At 46.7% G+C, this 21,116-nt stretch carries 21 protein-coding genes; 7 read left to right on the top strand and 14 right to left on the bottom strand.

The window, feature by feature from the left end; all coding sequences use genetic code 11:
• Positions 1–132 precede the first annotated feature (132 nt).
• Positions 133–1,320, bottom strand: a complete 1,188-nt coding sequence (locus tag ACSQ2E_RS00955; RefSeq protein ID WP_435988947.1) for an acetyl-CoA C-acetyltransferase — start codon at positions 1,318–1,320, stop codon at positions 133–135.
• Positions 1,321–1,645: 325 nt separating this feature from the next.
• Entirely contained in the window at positions 1,646–3,763 is a 2,118-nt protein-coding gene (locus ACSQ2E_RS00950; protein WP_435988946.1) for a 4Fe-4S dicluster domain-containing protein, read from the bottom strand.
• Between the two features lie 119 nt (positions 3,764–3,882).
• Here ACSQ2E_RS00950 and ACSQ2E_RS00945 point away from each other — a divergent pair, with 119 nt between their 5' ends.
• The 3 genes from ACSQ2E_RS00945 to uvsE are packed head-to-tail and all read left to right on the top strand — an operon-like array spanning position 3,883 to position 6,235.
• Positions 3,883–4,077 (top strand): hypothetical protein, encoded by a 195-nt coding sequence (locus ACSQ2E_RS00945; protein ID WP_435988945.1) that lies wholly within the window; start codon positions 3,883–3,885, stop codon positions 4,075–4,077.
• Positions 4,065–5,270 (top strand): cardiolipin synthase, encoded by a 1,206-nt coding sequence (cls, locus tag ACSQ2E_RS00940; protein ID WP_435988944.1) that lies wholly within the window; start codon positions 4,065–4,067, stop codon positions 5,268–5,270. The genes ACSQ2E_RS00945 and cls overlap by 13 nt, the downstream gene beginning before the upstream one ends.
• An 11-nt stretch (positions 5,271–5,281) precedes the next feature.
• Entirely contained in the window at positions 5,282–6,235 is a 954-nt protein-coding gene (gene uvsE, locus ACSQ2E_RS00935) for a UV DNA damage repair endonuclease UvsE (RefSeq protein ID WP_435988943.1), read from the top strand.
• A 46-nt stretch (positions 6,236–6,281) separates the two neighbouring features.
• Here the strand turns inward: uvsE and ACSQ2E_RS00930 are convergent, their stop codons facing one another.
• The 5 genes from ACSQ2E_RS00930 to speE form a co-directional block, all read right to left on the bottom strand.
• The gene (locus ACSQ2E_RS00930; protein ID WP_032086963.1) at positions 6,282–6,461 is read right to left on the bottom strand and encodes a XapX domain-containing protein; all 180 of its coding nucleotides are present in this window, start codon (positions 6,459–6,461) and stop codon (positions 6,282–6,284) included.
• A gap of 103 nt (positions 6,462–6,564) precedes the next feature.
• Complete coding sequence (gene argS / locus ACSQ2E_RS00925) at positions 6,565–8,235, bottom strand: arginine--tRNA ligase (protein ID WP_435988942.1); 1,671 nt, start codon at positions 8,233–8,235, stop codon at positions 6,565–6,567.
• 4 nt (positions 8,236–8,239) lie between these two features.
• Positions 8,240–8,677 (bottom strand): DUF1934 domain-containing protein, encoded by a 438-nt coding sequence (locus ACSQ2E_RS00920; protein WP_286162912.1) that lies wholly within the window; start codon positions 8,675–8,677, stop codon positions 8,240–8,242.
• Between the two features lie 207 nt (positions 8,678–8,884).
• Positions 8,885–9,757, bottom strand: a complete 873-nt coding sequence (gene speB, locus ACSQ2E_RS00915; RefSeq protein WP_258264530.1) for an agmatinase — start codon at positions 9,755–9,757, stop codon at positions 8,885–8,887.
• 103 nt (positions 9,758–9,860) lie between these two features.
• Complete coding sequence (gene speE / locus ACSQ2E_RS00910) at positions 9,861–10,691, bottom strand: spermidine synthase (protein WP_435988941.1); 831 nt, start codon at positions 10,689–10,691, stop codon at positions 9,861–9,863.
• A 423-nt stretch (positions 10,692–11,114) separates the two neighbouring features.
• On the opposite strand from speE, the gene ACSQ2E_RS00905 reads away from it, so the two are divergent.
• A complete protein-coding gene (locus ACSQ2E_RS00905; RefSeq protein ID WP_435988940.1) occupies positions 11,115–13,175 on the top strand; it encodes a transglycosylase domain-containing protein in 2,061 nt (686 codons plus the stop codon).
• Positions 13,176–13,486: 311 nt separating this feature from the next.
• Here ACSQ2E_RS00905 and ACSQ2E_RS00900 read toward each other — a convergent pair whose 3' ends face one another.
• Positions 13,487–13,993 carry a YwhD family protein gene (locus ACSQ2E_RS00900; RefSeq protein WP_435988939.1) on the bottom strand — a complete coding sequence of 169 codons (507 nt, stop codon included), beginning with the start codon at positions 13,991–13,993 and terminating at the stop codon, positions 13,487–13,489.
• A 15-nt stretch (positions 13,994–14,008) separates the two neighbouring features.
• Complete coding sequence (locus ACSQ2E_RS00895) at positions 14,009–14,614, bottom strand: site-2 protease family protein (protein WP_435994353.1); 606 nt, start codon at positions 14,612–14,614, stop codon at positions 14,009–14,011.
• A 277-nt stretch (positions 14,615–14,891) separates the two neighbouring features.
• On the opposite strand from ACSQ2E_RS00895, the gene ACSQ2E_RS00890 reads away from it, so the two are divergent.
• Both ACSQ2E_RS00890 and ACSQ2E_RS00885 read left to right on the top strand, forming a co-directional pair.
• A complete protein-coding gene (locus tag ACSQ2E_RS00890; RefSeq protein ID WP_034765056.1) occupies positions 14,892–15,077 on the top strand; it encodes a 2-hydroxymuconate tautomerase in 186 nt (61 codons plus the stop codon).
• A 153-nt stretch (positions 15,078–15,230) separates the two neighbouring features.
• Positions 15,231–15,419 carry a DUF4083 family protein gene (locus ACSQ2E_RS00885; protein WP_435988938.1) on the top strand — a complete coding sequence of 63 codons (189 nt, stop codon included), beginning with the start codon at positions 15,231–15,233 and terminating at the stop codon, positions 15,417–15,419.
• A 67-nt stretch (positions 15,420–15,486) separates the two neighbouring features.
• On the opposite strand, the gene ACSQ2E_RS00880 is transcribed toward ACSQ2E_RS00885, so the two are convergent.
• From ACSQ2E_RS00880 to ACSQ2E_RS00870, 3 genes are all read right to left on the bottom strand, one after another.
• A complete protein-coding gene (locus tag ACSQ2E_RS00880) occupies positions 15,487–15,996 on the bottom strand; it encodes a YwgA family protein (RefSeq protein WP_435988937.1) in 510 nt (169 codons plus the stop codon).
• A 46-nt stretch (positions 15,997–16,042) separates the two neighbouring features.
• Complete coding sequence (locus ACSQ2E_RS00875) at positions 16,043–17,341, bottom strand: HD domain-containing protein (RefSeq protein WP_435988936.1); 1,299 nt, start codon at positions 17,339–17,341, stop codon at positions 16,043–16,045.
• Between the two features lie 271 nt (positions 17,342–17,612).
• Positions 17,613–17,837, bottom strand: coding sequence for a DUF1450 domain-containing protein (locus tag ACSQ2E_RS00870; RefSeq protein WP_060674304.1), 225 nt, complete (start codon positions 17,835–17,837; stop codon positions 17,613–17,615).
• Between the two features lie 247 nt (positions 17,838–18,084).
• On the opposite strand from ACSQ2E_RS00870, the gene ACSQ2E_RS00865 reads away from it, so the two are divergent.
• Positions 18,085–18,900 (top strand): RsfA family transcriptional regulator, encoded by an 816-nt coding sequence (locus ACSQ2E_RS00865; RefSeq protein ID WP_435994351.1) that lies wholly within the window; start codon positions 18,085–18,087, stop codon positions 18,898–18,900.
• 109 nt (positions 18,901–19,009) lie between these two features.
• Here ACSQ2E_RS00865 and ACSQ2E_RS00860 read toward each other — a convergent pair whose 3' ends face one another.
• Both ACSQ2E_RS00860 and pta read right to left on the bottom strand, forming a co-directional pair.
• Entirely contained in the window at positions 19,010–19,852 is an 843-nt protein-coding gene (locus ACSQ2E_RS00860; RefSeq protein WP_435988935.1) for a lipoate--protein ligase family protein, read from the bottom strand.
• A gap of 179 nt (positions 19,853–20,031) precedes the next feature.
• Positions 20,032–21,003 (bottom strand): phosphate acetyltransferase, encoded by a 972-nt coding sequence (gene pta / locus ACSQ2E_RS00855; protein ID WP_435988934.1) that lies wholly within the window; start codon positions 21,001–21,003, stop codon positions 20,032–20,034.
• Between the last annotated feature and the right edge of the window lie 113 nt (positions 21,004–21,116).

Genomic DNA, 21,116 nt, shown 5'->3' with positions numbered 1-21,116 from the left:
ACTCCCCTTTGTACCTGGTACACTTTGCTCTCTTTGTACCTGGTACACTTCGCCAAGTGTGTACCTGGTACACTCCACCGATTATGTACCTGGTACAAACAATCCCATCTGTACCTGGTACAACAAGTCACCCTACTGCTTCGCTACCTCAATCATGATCGCATCCCCTTGACCGCCTCCGCTGCAGATCGAGGCTATTCCGATTCCTCCTCCGCGGCGTTTCAGTTCGTATGCGAGTGTAAGGATGATGCGGGCCCCGCTTGCTCCGATCGGGTGGCCAAGGGCAACGGCTCCACCGTTCACATTGACTTTGTCTGGATCAAGGCCGGCGATTTTCCCGCTCGTTAATGCCACGGCTGCAAATGCTTCGTTAATTTCAAACAAATCGATCTCTTCAAGGGATTTCCCTGTTTTCTTGAGAAGCTCGTTGATCACAAGCCCCGGTGTTTGCGGGAAGTCCTTCGCTTCAACAGCAAGGGCAGTATGGCCAAGGATGGTCGCTAACGGCTGTTTCCCTTCCTTCTTGGCTCTTTCTTCACTCATGAGGACCATGGCTGCCGCTCCGTCGTTGACCCCTGGAGCGTTCCCTGCTGTGATCGTTCCTTCTGATCCGAAGACAGGCCCTAATTTAGCCAGTGCCTCGATGGATGTTTCTTTCCGTGGGGCTTCATCTTTCGCTACGACAATCGGATCTCCTTTGCGTTGAGGAACCTCAACAGCAACGATTTCTTCACCGAGCACTCCCTCTTCGGTCGCTTTTACGGCTCTGTGATGGCTTCTGAGTGCCCATTCGTCCTGCTCTTCTCTTGATAGTTCAAATTCTTTCGCTGTTTCATTTCCGTACGTTCCCATGTGGACATTGTTGAAGCTGCACGTCAATCCGTCGTGTACCATCAGGTCTTTTACCTGAGAATCTCCCATTTTAAATCCCCAGCGCGCTTTCGGAAGGATGTAAGGAGCATTGGACATGGATTCCATTCCACCTGCCACGATCACTTCACCGTCGCCTGCACGGATGATCTGGTCTCCCAATGTGACACTTCGCATTCCTGACGCACATACTTTATTGATCGTTTCCGTTTTGACATTCCAAGGTAAGCCCGCGTGGCGTGATGCCTGACGGGAAGGGATTTGGCCCTGTCCTCCTTGTAAAACAGATCCGAGGATGACTTCTTCTACTTCTTCCCCGTTTACGCCGGCCCGTTTCAAGGCTTCCTTCATAGCGAAACCGCCAAGCTCTGAAGCTGTAAAACTGCTGAGGCTTCCCCCGAATTTACCAAAAGGCGTTCTTGCTCCGTCTAAAATAACCGTTTTTCCCATCTCCATCGCTCTCCTTTATATGGGTTTTATCCGTTAATTTGTATACGCTTTCAATTTACCTTAAAAAAATTTGATCGACTTTCGACTGAACGCTCGCTCAACTAATCCTCATAAGAGAAGGGACAAATTTTGTCCCCGATATACCTTTATTGTACTTCATTTTTAATGCTAACGCACCCGATTTTTTAGAAAGTTTTTATTTTTCTATTAAATTTACTATTGTAGAAAAACAATAGGAGCGAAACGCAATAGAGACTATTTTGTTTCGCTCCTGTTTGTTTGATGAACGCGTGTGCCATTCATTATCTAAAGGATAATATTCTTTTTAAGATGCAGCCGGTTGGTCCTTTAGATCGCCACAAACGGCTTTTTCAAGAATTTCTGCGACATCGAGAGTAGAAACCGTTTCTTCCACTTCTTTTGCCTTTGTACCATCCGATAGCATCGTCAGGCAGTATGGACAGCCTGAGCTGATGACCGATGGACTGACAGCCAGTGCCTGCTCGGTACGGGAGACGTTGACGCGGTGTCCTGCGTCTTCTTCCATCCACATGAGTCCTCCACCCGCTCCACAGCACATGCCTTTTTCACGGTTACGCTCAATCTCGACCAATTTCACTCCGGAAATGGATTTCAGGATTTCACGCGGTGGGTCATACACTTCATTGTAACGGCCAAGGTAACAGGAATCGTGGAAGGTGATTGTTTCGTTCACTTCATATTGCGGCTTCAGGCGCCCTTCCTGTACCAGCTGATGCAGAAGTTCAGTATGATGGTAGACTTCCGCTTCCAGGCCAAAGTCCGGATACTCATTTTTAAAAATGTTGTACGCATGCGGATCAATCGTTACAATCTTCTTGATTTCATGTTTTTCGAACTCAGCGATATTTTGACCGGCAAGCTCCTGGAATAAGAACTCGTTTCCAAGACGGCGCGGTGTGTCACCGGAGTTCTTTTCTTTATTACCGAGAATCGCAAACTTCACGCCGGCTTCATTCATCAGCTTGGCGAAGGATAAGGCGATCTTTTGGCTTCGGTTATCGAATGAACCCATGGATCCGACCCAGAATAGGAATTCGAAGTCTTCTCCCGCTTTTTTCATTTCTTTTACCGTTGGGATCGTCACGTCTTCTCTTCCCTCACGCCAGTTTTCACGCTCTTTACGGTTCAGACCCCAAGGATTTCCCTGACGCTCGATGTTTTGCATAGCGCGCTGTGCGTCTGCATCCATCTTTCCTTCTGTCAGGACAAGGTAACGGCGAAGGTCGATGATTTTATCTACGTGCTCATTCATGACTGGACATTGGTCTTCACAGTTACGGCACGTGGTACATGCCCAGATTTCTTCTTCCGTGATGACGTCCCCGATCAGGCTTGGACTGTACGCAGCACCGGCAGCCGCTTCTTCAGCCGCCTGAGTGGCACTTGCCATCGCAAGCTGGTTCCCTTTCGTCCCATTGAATGCAAATGTCGGCACCCAAGGCTTCTTCTGCGTCACGACAGCACCGTGATTCGTCAGGTTATCCCGAAGTTTGACGATGAGATCCATCGGGGAAAGCATTTTCCCTGTCCCGGTTGCCGGACACATATTCGTACAACGACCACATTCCACACATGCGTAGAAATCGATCATTTGGTGCTGTGTAAATTCTTCAATTTTCCCTACCCCGAAGCTTTCGGCTGATTCATCTTCAAAATCGATGGGCTTAAGCTTCCCAGGGTTGTCTAAACGATTGAAATAAACATTGGCAGGACCTGCGATCAAGTGAGCGTGCTTGGATTGCGGCACATACACAAGGAATGCCAGTAAGAATAGTAAGTGAATCCACCAGGCTACATAGAAAATGGCGATGGATGCCGTTTCCCCGATGCCTCCAAGTGCCCCTGCGATCAGCGATGCTACAGGCTCCGTCCAGGCAAGGTCTTCCCCATGCCAGATGATGCCCATTCCGTTCCCGACTAGGACCGACAGCATTAATCCACCGATAAATAACAAGACCAGCCCAGATTTGAATCCTCTTTTTAAACGGACCAGTTTTTCAACATAGCGGCGATGGAATGCCCACACAACCGCTACGAGGATCATGAGTGTGACGATTTCCTGGAAGAACGTGAATCCAGCGTATAAAGGCCCCAGCGGCAGGTGACTTCCCGGAGCAAGCCCTTTCCAGATGAAATCGATGGCCCCGAACTGAACGAGGATGAATCCGTAGAAGAACATCACGTGGATCGCTCCACTTTTCTTATCCTTCAAGAGCTTCTTTTGTCCGAAGACATTGACCAGGATTTTCTGGAATCGTTCTTTGAATCGTTTGTCGAACTCCACTTTTTTCCCGAGCTTAATATATTCAATTCTCGTCTTTACTACATACACAAACAGACTCAGTGCATAAACGGTCACAAGGATAAATGCGACCCAATTGAGAATGAGTAACCCATTCATAGACAAACACTCCCCCTTCTTTGGTCCGATGAACTTCCCCTTTGTTCAAACTTTTACAAACCAAATTAATATTCTGAATAGTTCATATCTCCATTATATTATGAATGAGCATTCAGTCAATGGTTTTTCCGAATAAAAATGAAAACCTTTTCACAGGTGATCCTTCAGCTCGTAAAAAAACAGGACTTTCTGTACCCCCCACAGGTTTCAAAAGGACTAGTGAAAGGGAAAAAGAAGAAAGGATGCAAAGTACCAAAGAAAGAGGACATACTAAAGATAATGCAAATGAGAGAGTGATTCTATGTGGTGGTTAATCCTATTGGTTATTCTTGCCGCAATCATCGGATGGCTGATGCTCGATTTCAAATTGGGGAGAAGTCATTTCATCCGGACGCGGACAAGAAGAGATTATGAGAAACGAATGAGTGATATCGAATTATTTTCAAGGGGACCCGAGCTTTTCGATCAAATGTTTAAAGACATGAAAGAAGCAAGGGCCTCCATTCATGTATTATTTTATATCGTCCAGGATGACCACTTTGCCTTGAGGTTCCTGGAATTATTGAAAGGAAAGGCACAAGAAGGCATTGAAGTCCGTCTTCTGATGGATCAAATCGGGAGTCATAACGTCCCGAAGTCGAAGGTAAAGGAGCTTCGTGATGCGGGTGTGGAAGTCGATTTCTGCCGGAGAGTCAAGCTTCCCTACCTGTTCTTTTCCTCCCAGCAGCGTAATCACCGGAAGATTACCGTCATCGACGGGGTGATCGGTTATTTGGGTGGTTACAACATCGGAAAGGAATATATCGATGAAAATGATAAGCCCGAGCTTTCTCCTTGGAGGGATTATCATCTCCGGTTGGAAGGTGAAGGTGTCCACGATCTTCAGACTGAGTTCTGCATTGACTGGCACCGCGCTACACAGAAGGATTTGAAGAACGAAGCAAAGTATTTCCCTCCCGCTGATAAAGGAAGCATTCAGCATCAAATTTTCCCGACCGAGGGGGTTAATATTGAAGACTTCTTTGGAAAATTCATCGACGAAGCACAAAGCGAAATCATTATCGGGACACCCTACTTCATTGCTACTCCGATCTTGATGGACGCGCTTTTGGGGGCACTGGACAGAGGGGTTACCGTCAAGATCATCATCCCGAATAATGCCGATCATATGCTGGTGAAAGAAGCAGCCTTCCCTTATTTCAGGCCCCTGCTCGCTAGTGGTGCGAAAGTGTATCAGTTCATGGACGGCTTCTATCATGCAAAGGTGATGGTCGTCGATGACCATTTCTGTGATATCGGCACGGCCAATTTTGATAAGCGGAGCTTCTTTATCAATTTTGAAATCAATAACCTGATCTACGATAAAGGATTTATCCAGACGTTGAAAAAGGAAATGGAAAAAGACATGGCGGCATCCGACATGTTAAGCGAAAGCGACCTCTCATCGGTTTCTGTGCTCACCCGGTTAAAAGAACGCGTCGCTTCAGCCATTTCAATCTTACTCTAGGGGGATGACACATGAAAGTCCGACTGGGATTCGTGGCGAACTCCCTCTCTTTATGGGATGCAAGCCCGGCCAAAACCATGACATTCAAGCGATTCACGGAGTTACCCAAGAGCGAACGGATGGATCGCCTGAAGGAAGTGACAAGGTTAAACCTGGAGCATACGAAACGCATCCTGTATCTGTGTGCGGCTCATGAAATCAAGCTGTACCGATTATCCAGCTCCCTCGTTCCCCTTGCCACTCATCCTGAAGTGGAATGGGATTTCCATTCCCCTTTTCAACATGAATGGAAGGAACTTGGGGATTTGATCAAAAAGCTCGGGATCAGGGCAAGCTTTCACCCGAACCAGTTCACCTTATTCACGAGTCCCAAGCAGCATGTGACGGACAATGCTGTGAAAGATATGGTGTATCACTACCGGATGCTTGAATATATGGGGATCGAGAAGGATTCCGTCATCAATATCCATATCGGCGGGAGCTACGGGGATAAGGAAGAAACGCTGATCCGTTTTCATGAAAACCTGAAAGACCTCCCTCCGGATGTAAAAGACATCATGACACTCGAAAATGACGACAAGACCTATACCGTCGAAGAAACGCTCACCGTTTGTCAAAAAGAGAAGATCCCCATGGTTCTGGACATTCACCATCACGAAGCCAATCCAAGTGATAAGCCTCTTGAGGGGTATCTTGAAAAGATTTTTTCCACCTGGGACAGGAGAGATTTAGTGCCGAAAATACATATTTCCTCCCCTAAATCTGCTAGTGCCTTCCGCTCCCATGCCGTCCTGGTCGATCCGGGATTTGTGGAAGGTTTCTTCAAAACCCTGAAAACGTTTAATCAGGACGTGGATTTTATGATCGAAGCCAAACATAAAGATCTTGCTATGCTGAAGCTGATTGAAGATTTAGCTTCCATCCGCGGGGTGAAAAGGATCAATGGCGGGACCCTTGAGTGGTAAAGAAGAAAAGATGGACACTTGGGTGTTCATCTTTTTTATGTAAACATCATTTAAATACAGACTCGATCCAGGGCTGAATTGCCATAAAGGCTTTGAACCCAAGATAAATACCCACAATTCCTGCAATTCCTGCCAATGCTGGCGGGGCCGGTATCGGTAACTTAAATAAAGCAAAGATAAACCCGACTAAAAATCCGGTTACGATCGCCAATACGACGGTTTTCATACCATTCTCCTCCTTCATCCATCTTCCATTATTATACGTCAAAGCGGGGGAAATATAAGAAAAAGGTCCATCCTGATGAGGGACGGACCTTTGGTATATCTATTTACATTTTTTCCGGAGCTGCTACACCGATCAAGGCAAGGGCGTTTTGTAACGTGACACGAACGACTTTTACTAAAGCGAGACGTGCTGTCGTCAGTTCACGGTTATCTTCATCAAGTACCTTGTTAGCATTGTAGAAGCTGTGGAAAGCAGATGCCAGGTCATTGATGTAGTTTGCCACACGGTGAGGCGTGCGTTTCTCCGCAGCGTCGGCGATCATTTGCGGGAACTCACCCAGCTTTTTCAGTAGGTCTACTTCTTTTTCCGTACCGATCAGCTTTAAGTCGATCTTGTCTTCTGAAGCCAGCCCCTGTTCTTCTGCCTGGCGAAGGATGCTGCAAATACGCGCGTGGGCATATTGAGCATAATATACAGGGTTTTCGTTGGACTGGGAAACCGCTAAGTCCAGGTCAAAATCCATATGCGTATCGGCACTTCTCATGGCGAAGAAATAGCGGACAGCATCAAGGCCGACCTCTTCCACAAGCTCACGTAACGTAACAGCTTTCCCTGTACGCTTACTCATCTTCATCTTTTCACCATTTTTGTAAAGGTGAACAAGTTGGATCACTTCCACTTCCAGTTTGTCACGGTCAAAGCCAAGTGCTTCGATGGCCGCCTTCATACGTGGGATGTAACCGTGGTGATCCGCTCCCCAGATATTGATCAGCACATCATGCCCGCGCTCGAATTTATCCTGGTGATAGGAAATATCCGGAGTCAGGTATGTGTACGTGCCGTCGTTCTTGATAAGAACACGGTTCTTGTCATCGCCAAGTTCAGTCGAGCGGAACCAGGTTGCGCCCTCCTCTTCGTATACGTGACCGTTATCTCTCAGCGTTTTCAATGCCGCATCGATTTTCCCATTTTCATAAAGGGATGTTTCAGAGTACCACACATTGAACGGAACGCGGAACATTTCAAGATCCTTTTGAAGCTTGGCCATTTCAATCTTCAGGCCGTATTCACGGAAAAACTTGTAGCGTTCCGCGTCGCTTACTTCTGCATATTTCGAGCCGAATTCTTCAGCCAGTTTCTTTCCGATTCCGATGATGTCCGCCCCGTGGTACCCGTCTTCAGGCATCGCCTTGTCCTGTCCAAGTGCCTGGAAGTAACGTGCCTCAACGGAGATCGCCAGGTTGTGGATCTGATTTCCGGCGTCATTGATGTAGTATTCACGGGTTACGTTATAGCCCGCTTTTTCAAGGACGTTACATAGGGAATCACCGACGGCCGCTCCACGGGCATGACCTAGATGAAGGTCACCTGTCGGGTTGGCAGATACGAACTCGACGTTCACTCTCTCACCATTTCCCGCGTCTGACTGACCGTATTCCTGATCCTGATCGAGAATCAACGGGATCAAATCTGTTAAGTATTCGTTATTCATGTAGAAATTGATGAAGCCGGGTCCTGCAATCTCCATTTTTTCAATGGACGCTTTGGACTGGTCGAAGTTAGCGACGATGTCGTCAGCGATCATGCGTGGTGCTTTTTTTGCGACTCTTGCCAGCTGCATGGCCATATTCGTTGAATAATCCCCGTGTGACTTTTCTTTCGGGATCTCAAGGATGACATCCGGGATCTGATCCTCAGTTGCGAGTCCCGCTTTCAGGACCGCTGCTCTGATTTCGGCTTTCAGGTTTTCTTGTACTTTTTCGACGATATTCATATCGCTATGCTTCCTCCTTATAGTGAATGGACATAACATAATCCCCAACCGGGCTGTCCTGCATCTTTAACTCGTATGAAAGATTGAAATTCCCTTCAAGCTCCGAGTCACTCTGTGTATGTGAAAGTGTTTTCGTTTTGGTTGTAAGTAAAAGGGTGCCGAGCTGGCTCTCGTAAGAACCGTTCTGTTCCTCGAGTTCGTTGAAGGCCATTCTCATTTTGACTGCCCCGCTTCTGAGGATGAGGGCCTGTCGATCCGTTACTTTAACAATCGTATGAGTGGTCCCTTCCTCTTGTACTTCATCGTACTTTAGAAAAACGGCATCTCCCTTTTCATAGTATCGACCAAATGATACCAATTCAAAAGAGTCACTTTCCTCTCCTATTGTGATTTTGGTTTTCAAGTGAACTTTGACAGGGGTGTAATCTGTTTTTGCCGTCAAACCACTCACATCCTTTTCTTTTTAGGGTCCGATCAAGTGATAGGTCCGTCCCTCAAATAGACGTCCCTTCCTTCTAACTAATTAAGTATAAGAAGTATTGTGGGAAATTGCAATGGAACACGGTGAGTTTTCATTTATTGGGGGGATGTAAGCGGATTATCGGCAAAAGAACAGCCTCTTCTGCCAATGAGAAGAGGCTTTGATGGTTTATTTCACCCAGCCAAGAAGCATTTCACGGATCAGCTTACTTGCCGTATTCGCTGTCTGCTCGGATGGATCATAGATTGGCGCCACTTCCACCAGATCCGCTCCCACGACGTTCACGTCTGAGTGAGCAATGGCATGGATGGATGCCAATAATTCCTTGGATGTGATTCCCCCGCAGTCCACGGTTCCGGTTCCAGGAGCATGGGCAGGGTCCAATACGTCAATATCAATCGTCACATAAACAGGACGTCCTGCAAGCTGAGGAAGGATTTCCTTCAACGGCTCGAGCACTTCGAATTTCGAAATGTGCATGCCGTTTTCCTTCGCCCATTGGAATTCTTCTTTCATCCCGGAACGGATGCCGAATGAATAAACGTTCTTTGGCCCGATATGCTCGGCGATCTTACGGATCGGAGTCGAGTGGGATAGCGGCTCCCCTTCATACTCTTCACGCAGGTCTGTGTGAGCGTCCATATGGATGATGGCAAGATCCGGGTATTTCTTCGCGATGGCTTTCATCACAGGCCATGAGACCAGGTGCTCCCCACCCATTCCGAACGGGATCTTCCCGTCTCCGAGCAGGCCGTCGATATAATCTTCAATCATATCGATGCTCCGCTGCGGGTTACCGAACGGAAGCGGGATATCACCGGCATCATAGTATTTCACTTCTTCAAGTTCCCGGTCTAGGTACGCGCTATACTCCTCCAGACCGATGGACACCTCACGGATACGGGTCGGGCCGAAACGGGAACCAGGACGATAACTGACCGTCCAATCCATCGGCATCCCGTAAAGGACCACCTGGCTATCCTCATAAGAAGGATGGCTCTTAATAAACACATTACCTGAATAAGCCTCATCAAAACGCATATTCTTCAACCTCTCTTTTAGAGAGGGACGGACCTTGGTTAAGGTCCGTCCCTCATTGATTTTAAGCGATTTACCGTTGAAATGTGAGGTCCGTCCCTCCCATTTATTTTGTCAGGTCTTTAACGAATTTCGGAAGGGCGAATGCTGCTTTGTGCAGTTCCGGTGTGTAGTATTTCGTTTCGATGTCGTGGAAACGCTCTTCCGGCACTTCAATCGGGTCGTGCTTTTTGGAACCGATCGTGAAGGCCCACAATCCGCTTGGGTATGTGGGGATACTCGCTGTGTACAGACGTGTGATTGGGAAGATTTCCTTTACGTCGCTCTGTACCTGGCGGATAAGGTCTGCTTTGAACCAAGGGTTGTCACACTGCGCGACGAAGATTCCGTCTTCTTTCAGGGCTTTCGAGATCCCTGCGTAGAATCCTTTTGTGAACAAGTTCACCGCCGGACCAACAGGCTCAGTGGAATCGACCATGATCACGTCATATTCGTTCTCACTCTTCGCGATGTGCATGAAGCCGTCGTCGACTTGTACATCCACCCGCTCGTTCTCTAATTCTCCTGCAATCTCAGGAAGATACTTCTTGGAGTACTCGATCACTTTCCCATCGATTTCAACAAGTACGGCCTTTTTCACGCTTGGGTGTTTCAACACTTCACGGATGACGCCTCCGTCTCCACCGCCGACAACCAATACGTTCTCCGGGTTCGGATGCGTGAATAATGGAACATGCGCGACCATTTCGTGATAGACGAACTCATCCTTCTGGCTCGTCATGACCATGCCGTCAAGGAACAGCATATTGCCCCACTCTTCTGTTTCAGCCATTTCAAGATATTGAAAATCCGTTTGCTCTGTATGTAAAGTCTTCTTGATTTTCATCGTGATCCCGAAGTTTTCTGTTTGTTTCTCTGTGTACCAAAGTCCACTCATTATTTCAACTTCCCTTCTTGTTTTTATATTTTTATCAGTTTTTCCAGCATAGGTCGATCTTCGCTGTCAAAATCATATACCACTAGTTTGAGTTTTCACACGTTCATCTTTAGGACAAAATAGATCACTCTGTTAAGCGAAACCCTGACATAACGGGCTTTACTCCTATTTATAAAAACATCCGGAACGGACGTCATTTTTATCCTTCCCTATCATGATAAATACAAACATGAGAAAAAGTATAGTGGAATCTAGCAAAATTTCAAGTGAAATTTTTTCTAAACCTTTTAGGTTTAAAATCTCGTAAATCTTTTCATACTGATACTACACAGTAATCAGTATAAACGAAATAACAAATATAAGAAAAATCCAAGGTCCGTCCCTCAAATGATGCGGACCTCTGTAGGGAAAGTAGGGAGAGGTATGGAACTGATGGCTCGAATGGGGAAGACAAAGAAATATGCGAGATTTGCAGTGGTCGGGGCTCTCGCGGCTATGGTCCTCTTTTTGTTGGGGATCATGGGGGTTTTGATTTACGCCAAGGTCCAGGGGCCGCCTCCCCTTGCCGTCCCTCAATCTACTTTGATCTACGGTGAGGATGGTTCGGTCATAGGAGAAACGAATACAGACGAGAAGCGCTACTGGGTGGGACTGAAGGAAATCTCACCTGCCCTCATTGAAGCGACGATCTCCATTGAAGACAAAAGCTTCTATCAGCATTACGGGTTTGACCTGAAGCGGATGGCAGGGGCAGCACTGGCCGACGTCAAAGCGATGTCGAAGGTACAGGGGGCCAGTACCATTTCACAGCAGTACGCTCGCAATCTATTTCTTTCTCATGATAAGACGTGGAAACGAAAGATTTCAGAAGCCCTTTATACGATAAGGATTGAAATGAACTACTCCAAGAAGGACATTCTAGAAGGCTATTTAAATACCATCTATTACGGACACGGCGCATACGGTGTCCAGGCAGCGAGTCAATATTACTTCGGCAAGGATGCCAATCAATTGACGGTTTCCGAAGCGGCCATGCTCGCCGGGATACCGAAAGCACCGTCCTACTATTCGCCTGTCACCCATCTTGAAAATAGCAAGAATCGACAGGAACTCATTCTTCAGTCCATGACCGATGACGGCTTTATAACAAAAGAGCAAGAGACCGTTTCCAAAGCCGCACCAATCCGCATCACAGGCGAGCACGCCCATCAAAAGGCGGAAACCGCCCCCTATTTTCAAGATGTAGTGAAAAGTATCCTCCGCTCCGACTTGGGAATCGAGGAACGCACGATTGAGATGGGAGGACTGAAGGTATACACGACCCTAAACCCCGATCACCAGAAAGCCGCCGAGAAAGTCGTGAAGGAACAGATCCCCGATAAATCGGATATCCAATTGGGGTTTGTGTCCATGAACCCGAAAAATGGATATGTAACAGCTTTAGTCGGGGGTCGAAATTACGAAGAGAGTCCATTTAACCGTGCCGTGCAGGCAATCCGCCAGCCGGGATCAACGATCAAGCCGTTACTCTACTACTCTGCTTTAAAGCAGGGGTTTACGCCATCCACGACGATGAAGAGCGAAATGACGTCCTTCACATTCGATGATGGAAAAAAGTACACCCCTCATAATTACAACAATAAATTTGCAGATGGTGACATCACCCTGGCCCAGGCCATCGCTCTATCTGATAACGTCTACGCCGTGAAGACCCACCTCTTCATCGGTCAGGACACCTTGACGAAAACGGCAAAAGAGAAGTTCGGATTGACGACAAAGGTGAAAAAATATCCTTCATCGGCACTCGGTACATCAGGGGCACGGGTCATCGATATGGTCAATGCCTACAGCATCTTTGCCAATGGCGGCTATAAAGTGAAGCCCGTCTTCATTACAAGAGTGGAAGACTGGTCGGGGGACATCATCTATGAACAGAAATCTAAAAAAGAGCAGGTACTTGACCCGGATCTCACATATGTCATGACCCATATGCTCACCGGGATATTCGATCCTAAGCTCAATGATTACTCGACGGTCACAGGGATCCAGATCCGGAAAGACGCGACCCGTCCCTATGCAGGTAAATCCGGGACAACCAATACAGACAACTGGATGATCGGCTACTCCCCTCAATTAACAGCGGGAGTGTGGACCGGATACGATAAAGGAAAAGAAGTCTCCCTGGTCGATGATAAATACTATGCCAAGAAAATCTGGGTCCACTTCATGGAGGAAGCCCTGAAGAATGAACCCGTCAAAAACTTCAAACCGACCAAGGGCGTCGTCGGCGTGGCCGTGAACCCCCATAACGGACTGCTCGCAACAAAAGACTGTCCCGTTCAGCGCTTCACCTATTTTGTAAAAGGCACAGAACCGACAGAATACTGCCATGAACATCTGGGTGAAAAAGAAGCACCGAAAGAAAAGGTACCGGAAAAAGAGAAGAAGTCTTGGTATGATAAAGTTAGGGATTGGATTTTTTAACCGAAAAGCGGAAGGGGCTCGCACTGGGGCGACAAGCATAAGACGAGTCACCCGGAAAGGCGTTCTTTGCCTTTTTGGGTGACTTGGCTTATGACCTCGAGCCCCAAGCCCCTGGAGCTGGACATCTCGAAAAACCAATTTCCAGCTATATACCAATAAAAAAATAAAAAACTCCGGGTTTGTGCGAACCCGGGGTTTTTCATGTCCTAGTTTATGTGCAAACTGTGATTTAAGTGTACTTTTTTTCCACCCATAGAGCAAGATGTGAACGACATATTCAAAAAAATGTCACATTTTGTTCACAAAACGATCTATTTTATTTTTAGCGCTTCCTTCAGTTCCTCCTTTGAGCGTTCCCACATGCCTTCATCATGATTCTTTAAAAAGTCCGTGAGAATGCCTTTGGATTTATCGTCCAGTTGATCCAGCACGATCTTCCGCTTGATGGATTTATCCATATTGTTCACATGTTCCGGCATGGACTTGTAGCCCCTGCGCTTCTCGCGGTTCACGACGAGCTCACAAGCCGTCATGCCTGCATAGTACGGGCCGTCTTCCATCCGGTCGATGGTCACCCAGATCAGCCAGTACAGCTTACCGCCAGCCGAGTCCTCACGGTTATTCGTGAACTTGATCCCTTTTTCAATCGGGCTTCTTGCATGCAAGGCGCCGATTTCGATCGTCGCTTCACCTTCTTCGACATCAATCATCACAGGCGAAACATTATCAAGGCTCAATGACCCTACCCCGTATCCGCCATGGCCGTCAGTGGGATCACTTTTGATGATATTGAATCCAATGTTTTTTTTCTTTTCCATGAAACGTCACTCCTTCTAGTTAAAGATTGAAAAAATAGTCGTGAATATCGCACTGAATGCCTGATTGGTCGCGGTCATGCCGCCTTGTAATAACGGCCAGATCGTATATTCGTCCAGAGGCGTGATGATAATGATTAAAAACAGCAGAACGCCATATTGCTCATACTGGGACAATTTTGCCCTGACATGATTCGGTGACAAGTCCTCGATGATCCGGTACCCATCCAGTGGAGGGAACGGCAGTAAGTTGAAGACAAACAACAGTACGTTCAAGTAAACGATCATCTGCAGGAGATCAATGACAAACGGCGGTACCCCGACTCCGCCCGTCACCCCTACAAAGAAATAGAAAAAACCGAATGCAATGAACGCCAGTAAAAAATTACTCAGGGGGCCGGCAACCGATACCAACACTCCCGCCAACCGGGGATTCTTAAAACGTGATCTCATGACCGGCACAGGCCGCGCCCAGCCAAATCCCGCGATTAATATTAAAATGGTTCCCAGGGGGTCCAGATGCTGAATCGGATTCAATGTGAGTCTTCCCTGATCCTTCGCTGTCGTATCCCCGAACTTGTATGCCACAAAGGCGTGTGCGAACTCATGAACCGTAAAGGCCATGACGAGGGCGATCACGACAAACGGAAGCTCTTCCAACCGAAAGACGGAGATCGACTCAAAAAGTGAGCTAATTGTATCCAAAGTATGTACTCCTTTAAAAAATGTTTTACTTTCTTATTCCATAGTATACAGAAAAATTCCTGCCTTCATGACACTTCATCTTTCCATCATACCAAACTTGCTCTCTCATCCCCTACCCATTACATTTAAATGGTAGGCATGAATACAGGAGCCTACCACAGATTGTACCAAATCCAAAACCAAGGAGCGAATCATTATGCCTTATATCACCGTAAAAATGCTCGAAGGCCGTTCAGAAGAGCAAAAACGTGCCCTCGTTGAAAAAGTGACAGAAGCCGTCAGCGAAACAACCGGTGCCCCTGAAGAAAAAATCGTCGTCTTCATTGAAGAAATGACGAAAGGTCACTATGCCGTCGGAGGCAAGAGACTCAGTGATCAATAGAAGCAAACATAAGACAAGCCCGCTGAAAAGGCATTCCTTTTCAGCGGGCTTGTCTTATGTCTTCGCTTTTTCATAAATCCGGGATTCCACACGGGCAACATTTGCATCTTAAGAATACGATATACCATACAGTCGACGGAAAGGATGAAATGAATGGACATGACGATTGGCGATGTTTTCTTACAGTTGTTCATGACGGCTTTACTTATAGCCATTGTCGTTGTCGCTTTTGTGGTGGCGAAAGGGCTTCGAAACAGAAGGATCCAGCAGCGGAACCAAGACAAACAGGTTGAAGAAAAGCTTGATCAAATCATTGAAAAAATGGATCAATCATCAAAATAGCAAGATTATATAAAGGGGGATCACTCCTGTCGAGTGATCCCCCCTTTCAATCCTATAAGAACGTTCTCTACTGAACGATTTTTTTCGATTTTAGTCCATCAATGTAAGCGAAGGCTTCGTCGATTTCTTCTTCTGTATATTTCTGCTTGCTCTTGAGTGTGAACACTTTTTCCACGACTTCTTCTTTTGAAAGATTATCAAAATATAAGATGGTCGAAACCAGTTCCAAAAAGCGTGCTGATTGAACGTTCATATCCGTAAGGCAATCTTTCAGGCAGGGCATATCCTTTTCATAGATCTCCAGGAAGTCCTCCCCTTCTTTCGTGACGGCATAGCGGTATTGAAAGTAGCCGCCCTTTTTTTCCTTCACCTCGGAGATGAACCCCATATTGCATAGCTCCTCCACCCGAAGCGTCAGTTCCTCCGAGTACGGACCATAAAAATGAAATTGAAATTTTTCCTGAAACGGGAATTCAAGCTTCTTCGCGATGTATATCATCTTCTGAAGCTTCTTTCTTCCCACCACTTCACCCGAGGCTAAGAAGGCACTCATCAATTTTGCATGCTCTTTTAACAATGTACGTCATCTCCTACTCCTAGTATTGCATATGTCAGGCTCTTGTCTACAACTCCAGAATCGAACGTATCTGGCGCTTAATATTTTTCTTTGTTGATTCGTCATATAGTAAATCCACTGGATAGTATAATTTATGATCGGTCCGGCGCTTTCCGGAGATGGAATCCACGATATCCGACTGTCTGGAAAGTTCACGAAGCTCCTCATTTTTCATTAATAGATGGATCGGGAGGCGTTCCTCTTCCTCGCCCGGCCTGTAGAAATCGTATGGAAGATCTGAAGATGAGTCCACCACTAAATAATAATCGGGATCGATTCCCGCCTTTTTAAAGAGGGCTTCCAGTTCACTGTGCTTCTTGTATTCCTTCGCTGGATCAAATTCCACGTACTTGAAGAGATTCCGGTTCATGAACCGCTCGCATAAGTCCCGTAAAATCGGATCCTCTTCTTCCTGCCAAATCTGAAAATAGTACATGATGACCGCTTCATCCAGCTTTAAATAATCCTCCAGGGCCACTTCCCCCTCAAACAGGGAATAAAAATGGATCGGGCTTTGCTTAAAGGAATAGGACTCTTCATGAAGCTCCTTTGCCCTATGTAGTATTTTCGTCAGGATCACTTCTGCGCTTCTGGTGACCGGATGGAAATATACCTGCCAGTACATCTGATAGCGGCTCATGATGTAATCCTCCACGGCATGCATCCCGCTTTGCTTGATGACGACTTGATCTTCGCGCGGCCTCATGACACGGAGGATCCGCTCCATGTCGAAATGTCCATAGCTAACCCCTGTAAAATAGGCGTCACGCTGCAGATAATCCATACGATCGGCATCGATCTGGCTTGAAATGAGGCTGACGACCAGCTTGTTACTGTACGTCTTCGCGATCACTTCTGCCACATGTTTTGGAAAATCCGGTGCCACTTTACCGAGAACCGCGTTCACCTCTGTGTCCCCTAAGATGATGGCTTGGGTAAAATGCTCGTGATCGAGGTGAAACACCTTTTCAAAGGAATGGGAAAACGGTCCGTGCCCAAGATCATGCAATAACGCAGCACACAATGACAGTAATCGCTCATCCTGATTCCACTCCGGTCTTCCGACGAAGACATCATCGACGATGCGGCGAATGATCTCATACACGCCAAGAGAATGATTGAACCGGCTGTGCTCTGCCCCGTGAAAGGTCAAGTAGGTGGTTCCGAGCTGTCTGATTCTGCGGAGTCGCTGGAACTCTTTCGTCCCGATCAAATCCCAAATCACGCGATCCTTTACATGAACATAGCGATGAACAGGGTCTTTAAATACTTTTTCTTCATGTAATTTCTGCTTGGCATACTCCATCTTCTACCCTCTTCCTAAACTAGCATATTTCTATTATAGCGACTTGCGTCATCGCATTCATCTCGAATTTTGTCGAAAAAAATAGGTATTTGTCCTTTGATAGTTCAACCGCAAGCGTTCCAAATCCTTCAAAAAAATTTGGACGCTTGACAAAAAATTCTCTCCTATTATTTCTCTGCCCCTTATGTAGTTTCCTTTTCCAAGGAGGCGCAAACCTTTATTTATTTTTATCAGTAGAAAAGAAAAAACTCCCTCAGGTGGAAGTTTCCTTTTACTTCTTTATTTTCTTGATCACTTTTTCCATCAGTTCTTCTTCAGTCAACGCCGCTACAGGACGATTATTCACAAAGGCGAATGTCTTTTTGCGTCCTGGACCACAATAGGATTGGCACGCAATGTCGATCGGTGCATCCGGATCAATATCCTTTAATTTCGGGATCAAGGTCTTTAGGTTAACGGCCTGACAATCATCGCAAACACGGAATTCGTTTGCCATCTGTCAACAACCCTTTCTATCTATTGAAATGGATTTTATACGTCGTAAACATCGATTTATAGAATACAGTTTTCAGTCATGTTTTGCAAGTGAACATCGTTTCCATCCTGCATGCGTTCATCACTGATACAACGAAACTAGCAGACAGAAAATAATTTTAACATATTCGTATAAAAACCTTCTAAATGGTCCATCCTTTAATCAACGAATACTTTAAGAAAACTTTGGGAGTTGAGATGAAATGATGATGAAAACAAGACAGGATGCCTGGACGGAAGAAAATGATCTATTATTGGCAGAAACGGTCCTACGTCATGTGCGTGAAGGCAGCACACAGCTGAATGCCTTCGAGGAAGTCGGGGACAAACTGAACCGCACATCCGCCGCATGTGGATTCCGCTGGAACGCCGTCGTGCGCCACCAGTACGAGAAAGCTCTTTCACTAGCAAAAAAACAACGCAAACAGCGCCACCGCATCCTCGGGAAAGACCAGGGCGGCAAGAAAAAGCTATTATACCAGCCACCGACACCTTCCTTCGAAGATTTAGACGCTATGTCTCTATCAATGTCTGAAGCGGAAGAAGAAATGGAATTTGCCGAGTACGAGAACTACGTACCGGAAACAGAGCAACTGGGGAAAGAAACTGAAGAAGCAGCACAGAACTTTAAAGTGGAAGCAAGTGAGGAACAAGCTTACGTGGCGCCACAAGCACCTGCTGCCAACCATGTTGTAAAACCATCGGGACTTAAAGGGGAAGTCACCCTTGAAAAGGTGATCGCGTTCCTTCAGAACCTGGCCCAAACCAACATGAACTCCGACTACGTGAAAATTGAGAATCAGAGATTGAAGCAGGAGATTTCCGACCTCCGAAAAGAGAATGCCGATCTCGAAAAGAAAGTCAAAGCCCTTGAAAACAACTCCGTTACGATGCAGGAAGACTACGAAACACTCATGCAAATCATGAACCGGGCCAGAAAACTCGTCGTATTCGATGAAGACGAATCGAAAGCACCGCGATTCAAGATGGACCGAAACGGAAATCTCGAGAAAGTTGCTGAATAATGGGATTCCCAACCAGTGCGCCTGTGGGCGTGCTGGTTTTTTGGTAGAGAAGGGATGCCGGGATAAAAAAAGCCGGACTCCCATTCCCATAGAAGTCCCGCTCTCTTCATTATCCTAATACCTTTTCATTCCGATCCACGACCCGCTGATAATACATCTCGTACATCCCATACTCTTCTCCCTGGAGGGCACTGCTGTAAAATTCGCCGCTGAATCCTTTCAACGATTGCAGGAAGCGGAGCATCACATCTTGAATCGATAATTCGACGCCTAAGAGCTCCGATAAAGAAGCCATCACCTCAGGGTCAATCGTCGGAAACGTAAACTTCGACGTTCCACCCTTCAGTCCGGTCTCATAAAAACGCTGAATCAGTCCCGCCCGCTCAGAACCGCTCCCACTGACGCAAAGATACACCTGAACGGCTACTCCGTTTCGGATCCTCCGCTGGGAGATCCCCGCGAACTTCTGATCATTGATGCTGAGATCGTAACTGCCGGGACAGTAAGACTGTGTGATCTCCTTCGCTTCGATCTCCACGTCAAATTCCCTGAACATATCCTTTACCAGCAGCCACATCGCGTCGTATCCACGGTTAATGTCGATGCCTTTTTCAGAATCTGGGAAAACCAATGAAAGATTCAGTACCCCCTCATCCAATACGACCGCAAGGCCCCCGGAGTTTCGTACAATATATCGGTAGCCTTCCTCTTCCAACACCTCCAAGGCATCAGAAAGAAACGGCAGTTTTGTATCTTGAATGCCTAATACAACCGTTTGCTGATGGACCCATGAGCGTGCCGTCGGATCAGACTGACCTGCTCCGATCACCGTACATAATGTATCGTCCATGGCAAACGACTGCAGGGCCCCGAACATCGGTCCCAAACTTGATTGATCAATCACTCTCCATCGATCTTGACGAAGCAGTGCATACGCTTTTTCCTTATCCATAACGCTTCTCCTTCACTTACAACATGCGAGCTCATTATATCACATAATGGTGGGGTTTCTGAAAAAGGGGCCGGACGGGTGAACAAATACCGGATCCATCACCTGGTGCCTGGCACTAATAAAAAACACAAAAAAACCGAACCCCCTAAAGGATCCGGTTTCCCAATACATCTATCTCCTTACAGCGCCTGAGCTGCCGTAATCAATGCAAGCTTGTACACATCTTCTTCGTTACAACCGCGGGAAAGATCGTTCACAGGGGCGTTCAGTCCTTGAAGAATCGGGCCTACTGCTTCGAAGTTTCCTAAACGTTGTGCGATTTTGTATCCGATGTTTCCTGCTTCAAGACTTGGGAATACGAATACGTTGGCATCCCCTTGAATGTCCGCACCAGGTGCTTTCTTCTCTGCTACGGATGGAACGAAGGCAGCGTCAAATTGGAATTCACCGTCGACAGTCAGTTCCGGTGCTTTTTCTTTTGCGAGAGATACGGCTTCTACCACTTTTTCCGTTTCAGGTGATTTAGCCGATCCTTTTGTCGAGAAGCTCAGCATCGCAACGCGTGGATCGATATCGAACATGTCAGCTGTCTTCGCACTTTCGATGGCGATTTCAGCTAGATCCTGGCTGTCCGGAGTGATATTGATCGCACAGTCAGCGAATACATACTTCTCATCTTCACGTACCATGATGAAGACACCGGATGTTTTGCGGACGCCTTCTTTTGTTTTGATGATCTGCAGGGCCGGGCGAACCGTATCAGCTGTTGAGTGGACTGCGCCGCTTACAAGTCCGTGAGCCTGGCCGGTGTATACAAGCATCGTACCGAAGTAGTTTCCGTCCAAGAGAATTTTCTTCGCATCTTCTTCAGTCGCTTTTCCTTTACGACGTTCCACGAATGCTTTCACAAGCTCGTCCATTCCAGCAAATGATGCCGGGTCGAGGACGTCACAACCGTCAAGCTTGACTCCCAGCTGATCCGCTTTGGCATTCACTTCATCCACGTTTCCGACTACGATCGGTGTCAGGATACCGGCAGCAGACAAACGGGATGCTGCTGTCAGAATGCGTTCATCCGTCCCCTCAGGGAAAACGATCTTTAACTCTTTGCCTTTTACTTTATCCGTTAATGTTGTAAATAAGTTGCTCAATAGAGGAACCTCCTTGATTTATACATATCCAATCTTAGAATACTCTTCTCAATGAAGAATTCAAGGAAAAGGAGTAATGATACCGGTTTCAACTCAAAAGTCTTTGTTTTCTA

Origin of the sequence: Rossellomorea sp. LjRoot5 (assembly GCF_964253455.1) — a bacterium.
GTDB lineage: Bacteria > Bacillota > Bacilli > Bacillales > Bacillaceae_B > Rossellomorea.
Note: the sequence above shows the minus strand (reverse complement) of the source record. Positions and strands in the feature narration are given on the sequence as shown.

What these genes read in the sequence shown, in the direction of transcription:
- speB (WP_258264530.1), bottom strand. Translation starts at nt 9,757, where the DNA reads ATGCGTTTTGATGAGGCTTATTCAGGTAATGTGTTTATTAAGAGCCAT.
- ACSQ2E_RS00890 (WP_034765056.1), top strand. Translation starts at nt 14,892, where the DNA reads ATGCCTTATATCACCGTAAAAATGCTCGAAGGCCGTTCAGAAGAGCAA.
- ACSQ2E_RS00895 (WP_435994353.1), bottom strand. Translation starts at nt 14,614, where the DNA reads ATGGCCTTTACGGTTCATGAGTTCGCACACGCCTTTGTGGCATACAAG.
- cls (WP_435988944.1), top strand. Translation starts at nt 4,065, where the DNA reads ATGTGGTGGTTAATCCTATTGGTTATTCTTGCCGCAATCATCGGATGG.
- argS (WP_435988942.1), bottom strand. Translation starts at nt 8,235, where the DNA reads ATGAATATCGTCGAAAAAGTACAAGAAAACCTGAAAGCCGAAATCAGA.
- ACSQ2E_RS00905 (WP_435988940.1), top strand. Translation starts at nt 11,115, where the DNA reads ATGGAACTGATGGCTCGAATGGGGAAGACAAAGAAATATGCGAGATTT.
- ACSQ2E_RS00885 (WP_435988938.1), top strand. Translation starts at nt 15,231, where the DNA reads ATGGACATGACGATTGGCGATGTTTTCTTACAGTTGTTCATGACGGCT.
- speE (WP_435988941.1), bottom strand. Translation starts at nt 10,691, where the DNA reads ATGAGTGGACTTTGGTACACAGAGAAACAAACAGAAAACTTCGGGATC.
- ACSQ2E_RS00875 (WP_435988936.1), bottom strand. Translation starts at nt 17,341, where the DNA reads ATGGAGTATGCCAAGCAGAAATTACATGAAGAAAAAGTATTTAAAGAC.
- ACSQ2E_RS00870 (WP_060674304.1), bottom strand. Translation starts at nt 17,837, where the DNA reads ATGGCAAACGAATTCCGTGTTTGCGATGATTGTCAGGCCGTTAACCTA.
- ACSQ2E_RS00950 (WP_435988946.1), bottom strand. Translation starts at nt 3,763, where the DNA reads ATGAATGGGTTACTCATTCTCAATTGGGTCGCATTTATCCTTGTGACC.
- uvsE (WP_435988943.1), top strand. Translation starts at nt 5,282, where the DNA reads ATGAAAGTCCGACTGGGATTCGTGGCGAACTCCCTCTCTTTATGGGAT.
- ACSQ2E_RS00865 (WP_435994351.1), top strand. Translation starts at nt 18,085, where the DNA reads ATGAAAACAAGACAGGATGCCTGGACGGAAGAAAATGATCTATTATTG.
- ACSQ2E_RS00955 (WP_435988947.1), bottom strand. Translation starts at nt 1,320, where the DNA reads ATGGGAAAAACGGTTATTTTAGACGGAGCAAGAACGCCTTTTGGTAAA.
- ACSQ2E_RS00930 (WP_032086963.1), bottom strand. Translation starts at nt 6,461, where the DNA reads ATGAAAACCGTCGTATTGGCGATCGTAACCGGATTTTTAGTCGGGTTT.
- ACSQ2E_RS00860 (WP_435988935.1), bottom strand. Translation starts at nt 19,852, where the DNA reads ATGGATAAGGAAAAAGCGTATGCACTGCTTCGTCAAGATCGATGGAGA.
- ACSQ2E_RS00900 (WP_435988939.1), bottom strand. Translation starts at nt 13,993, where the DNA reads ATGGAAAAGAAAAAAAACATTGGATTCAATATCATCAAAAGTGATCCC.
- ACSQ2E_RS00945 (WP_435988945.1), top strand. Translation starts at nt 3,883, where the DNA reads ATGGTTTTTCCGAATAAAAATGAAAACCTTTTCACAGGTGATCCTTCA.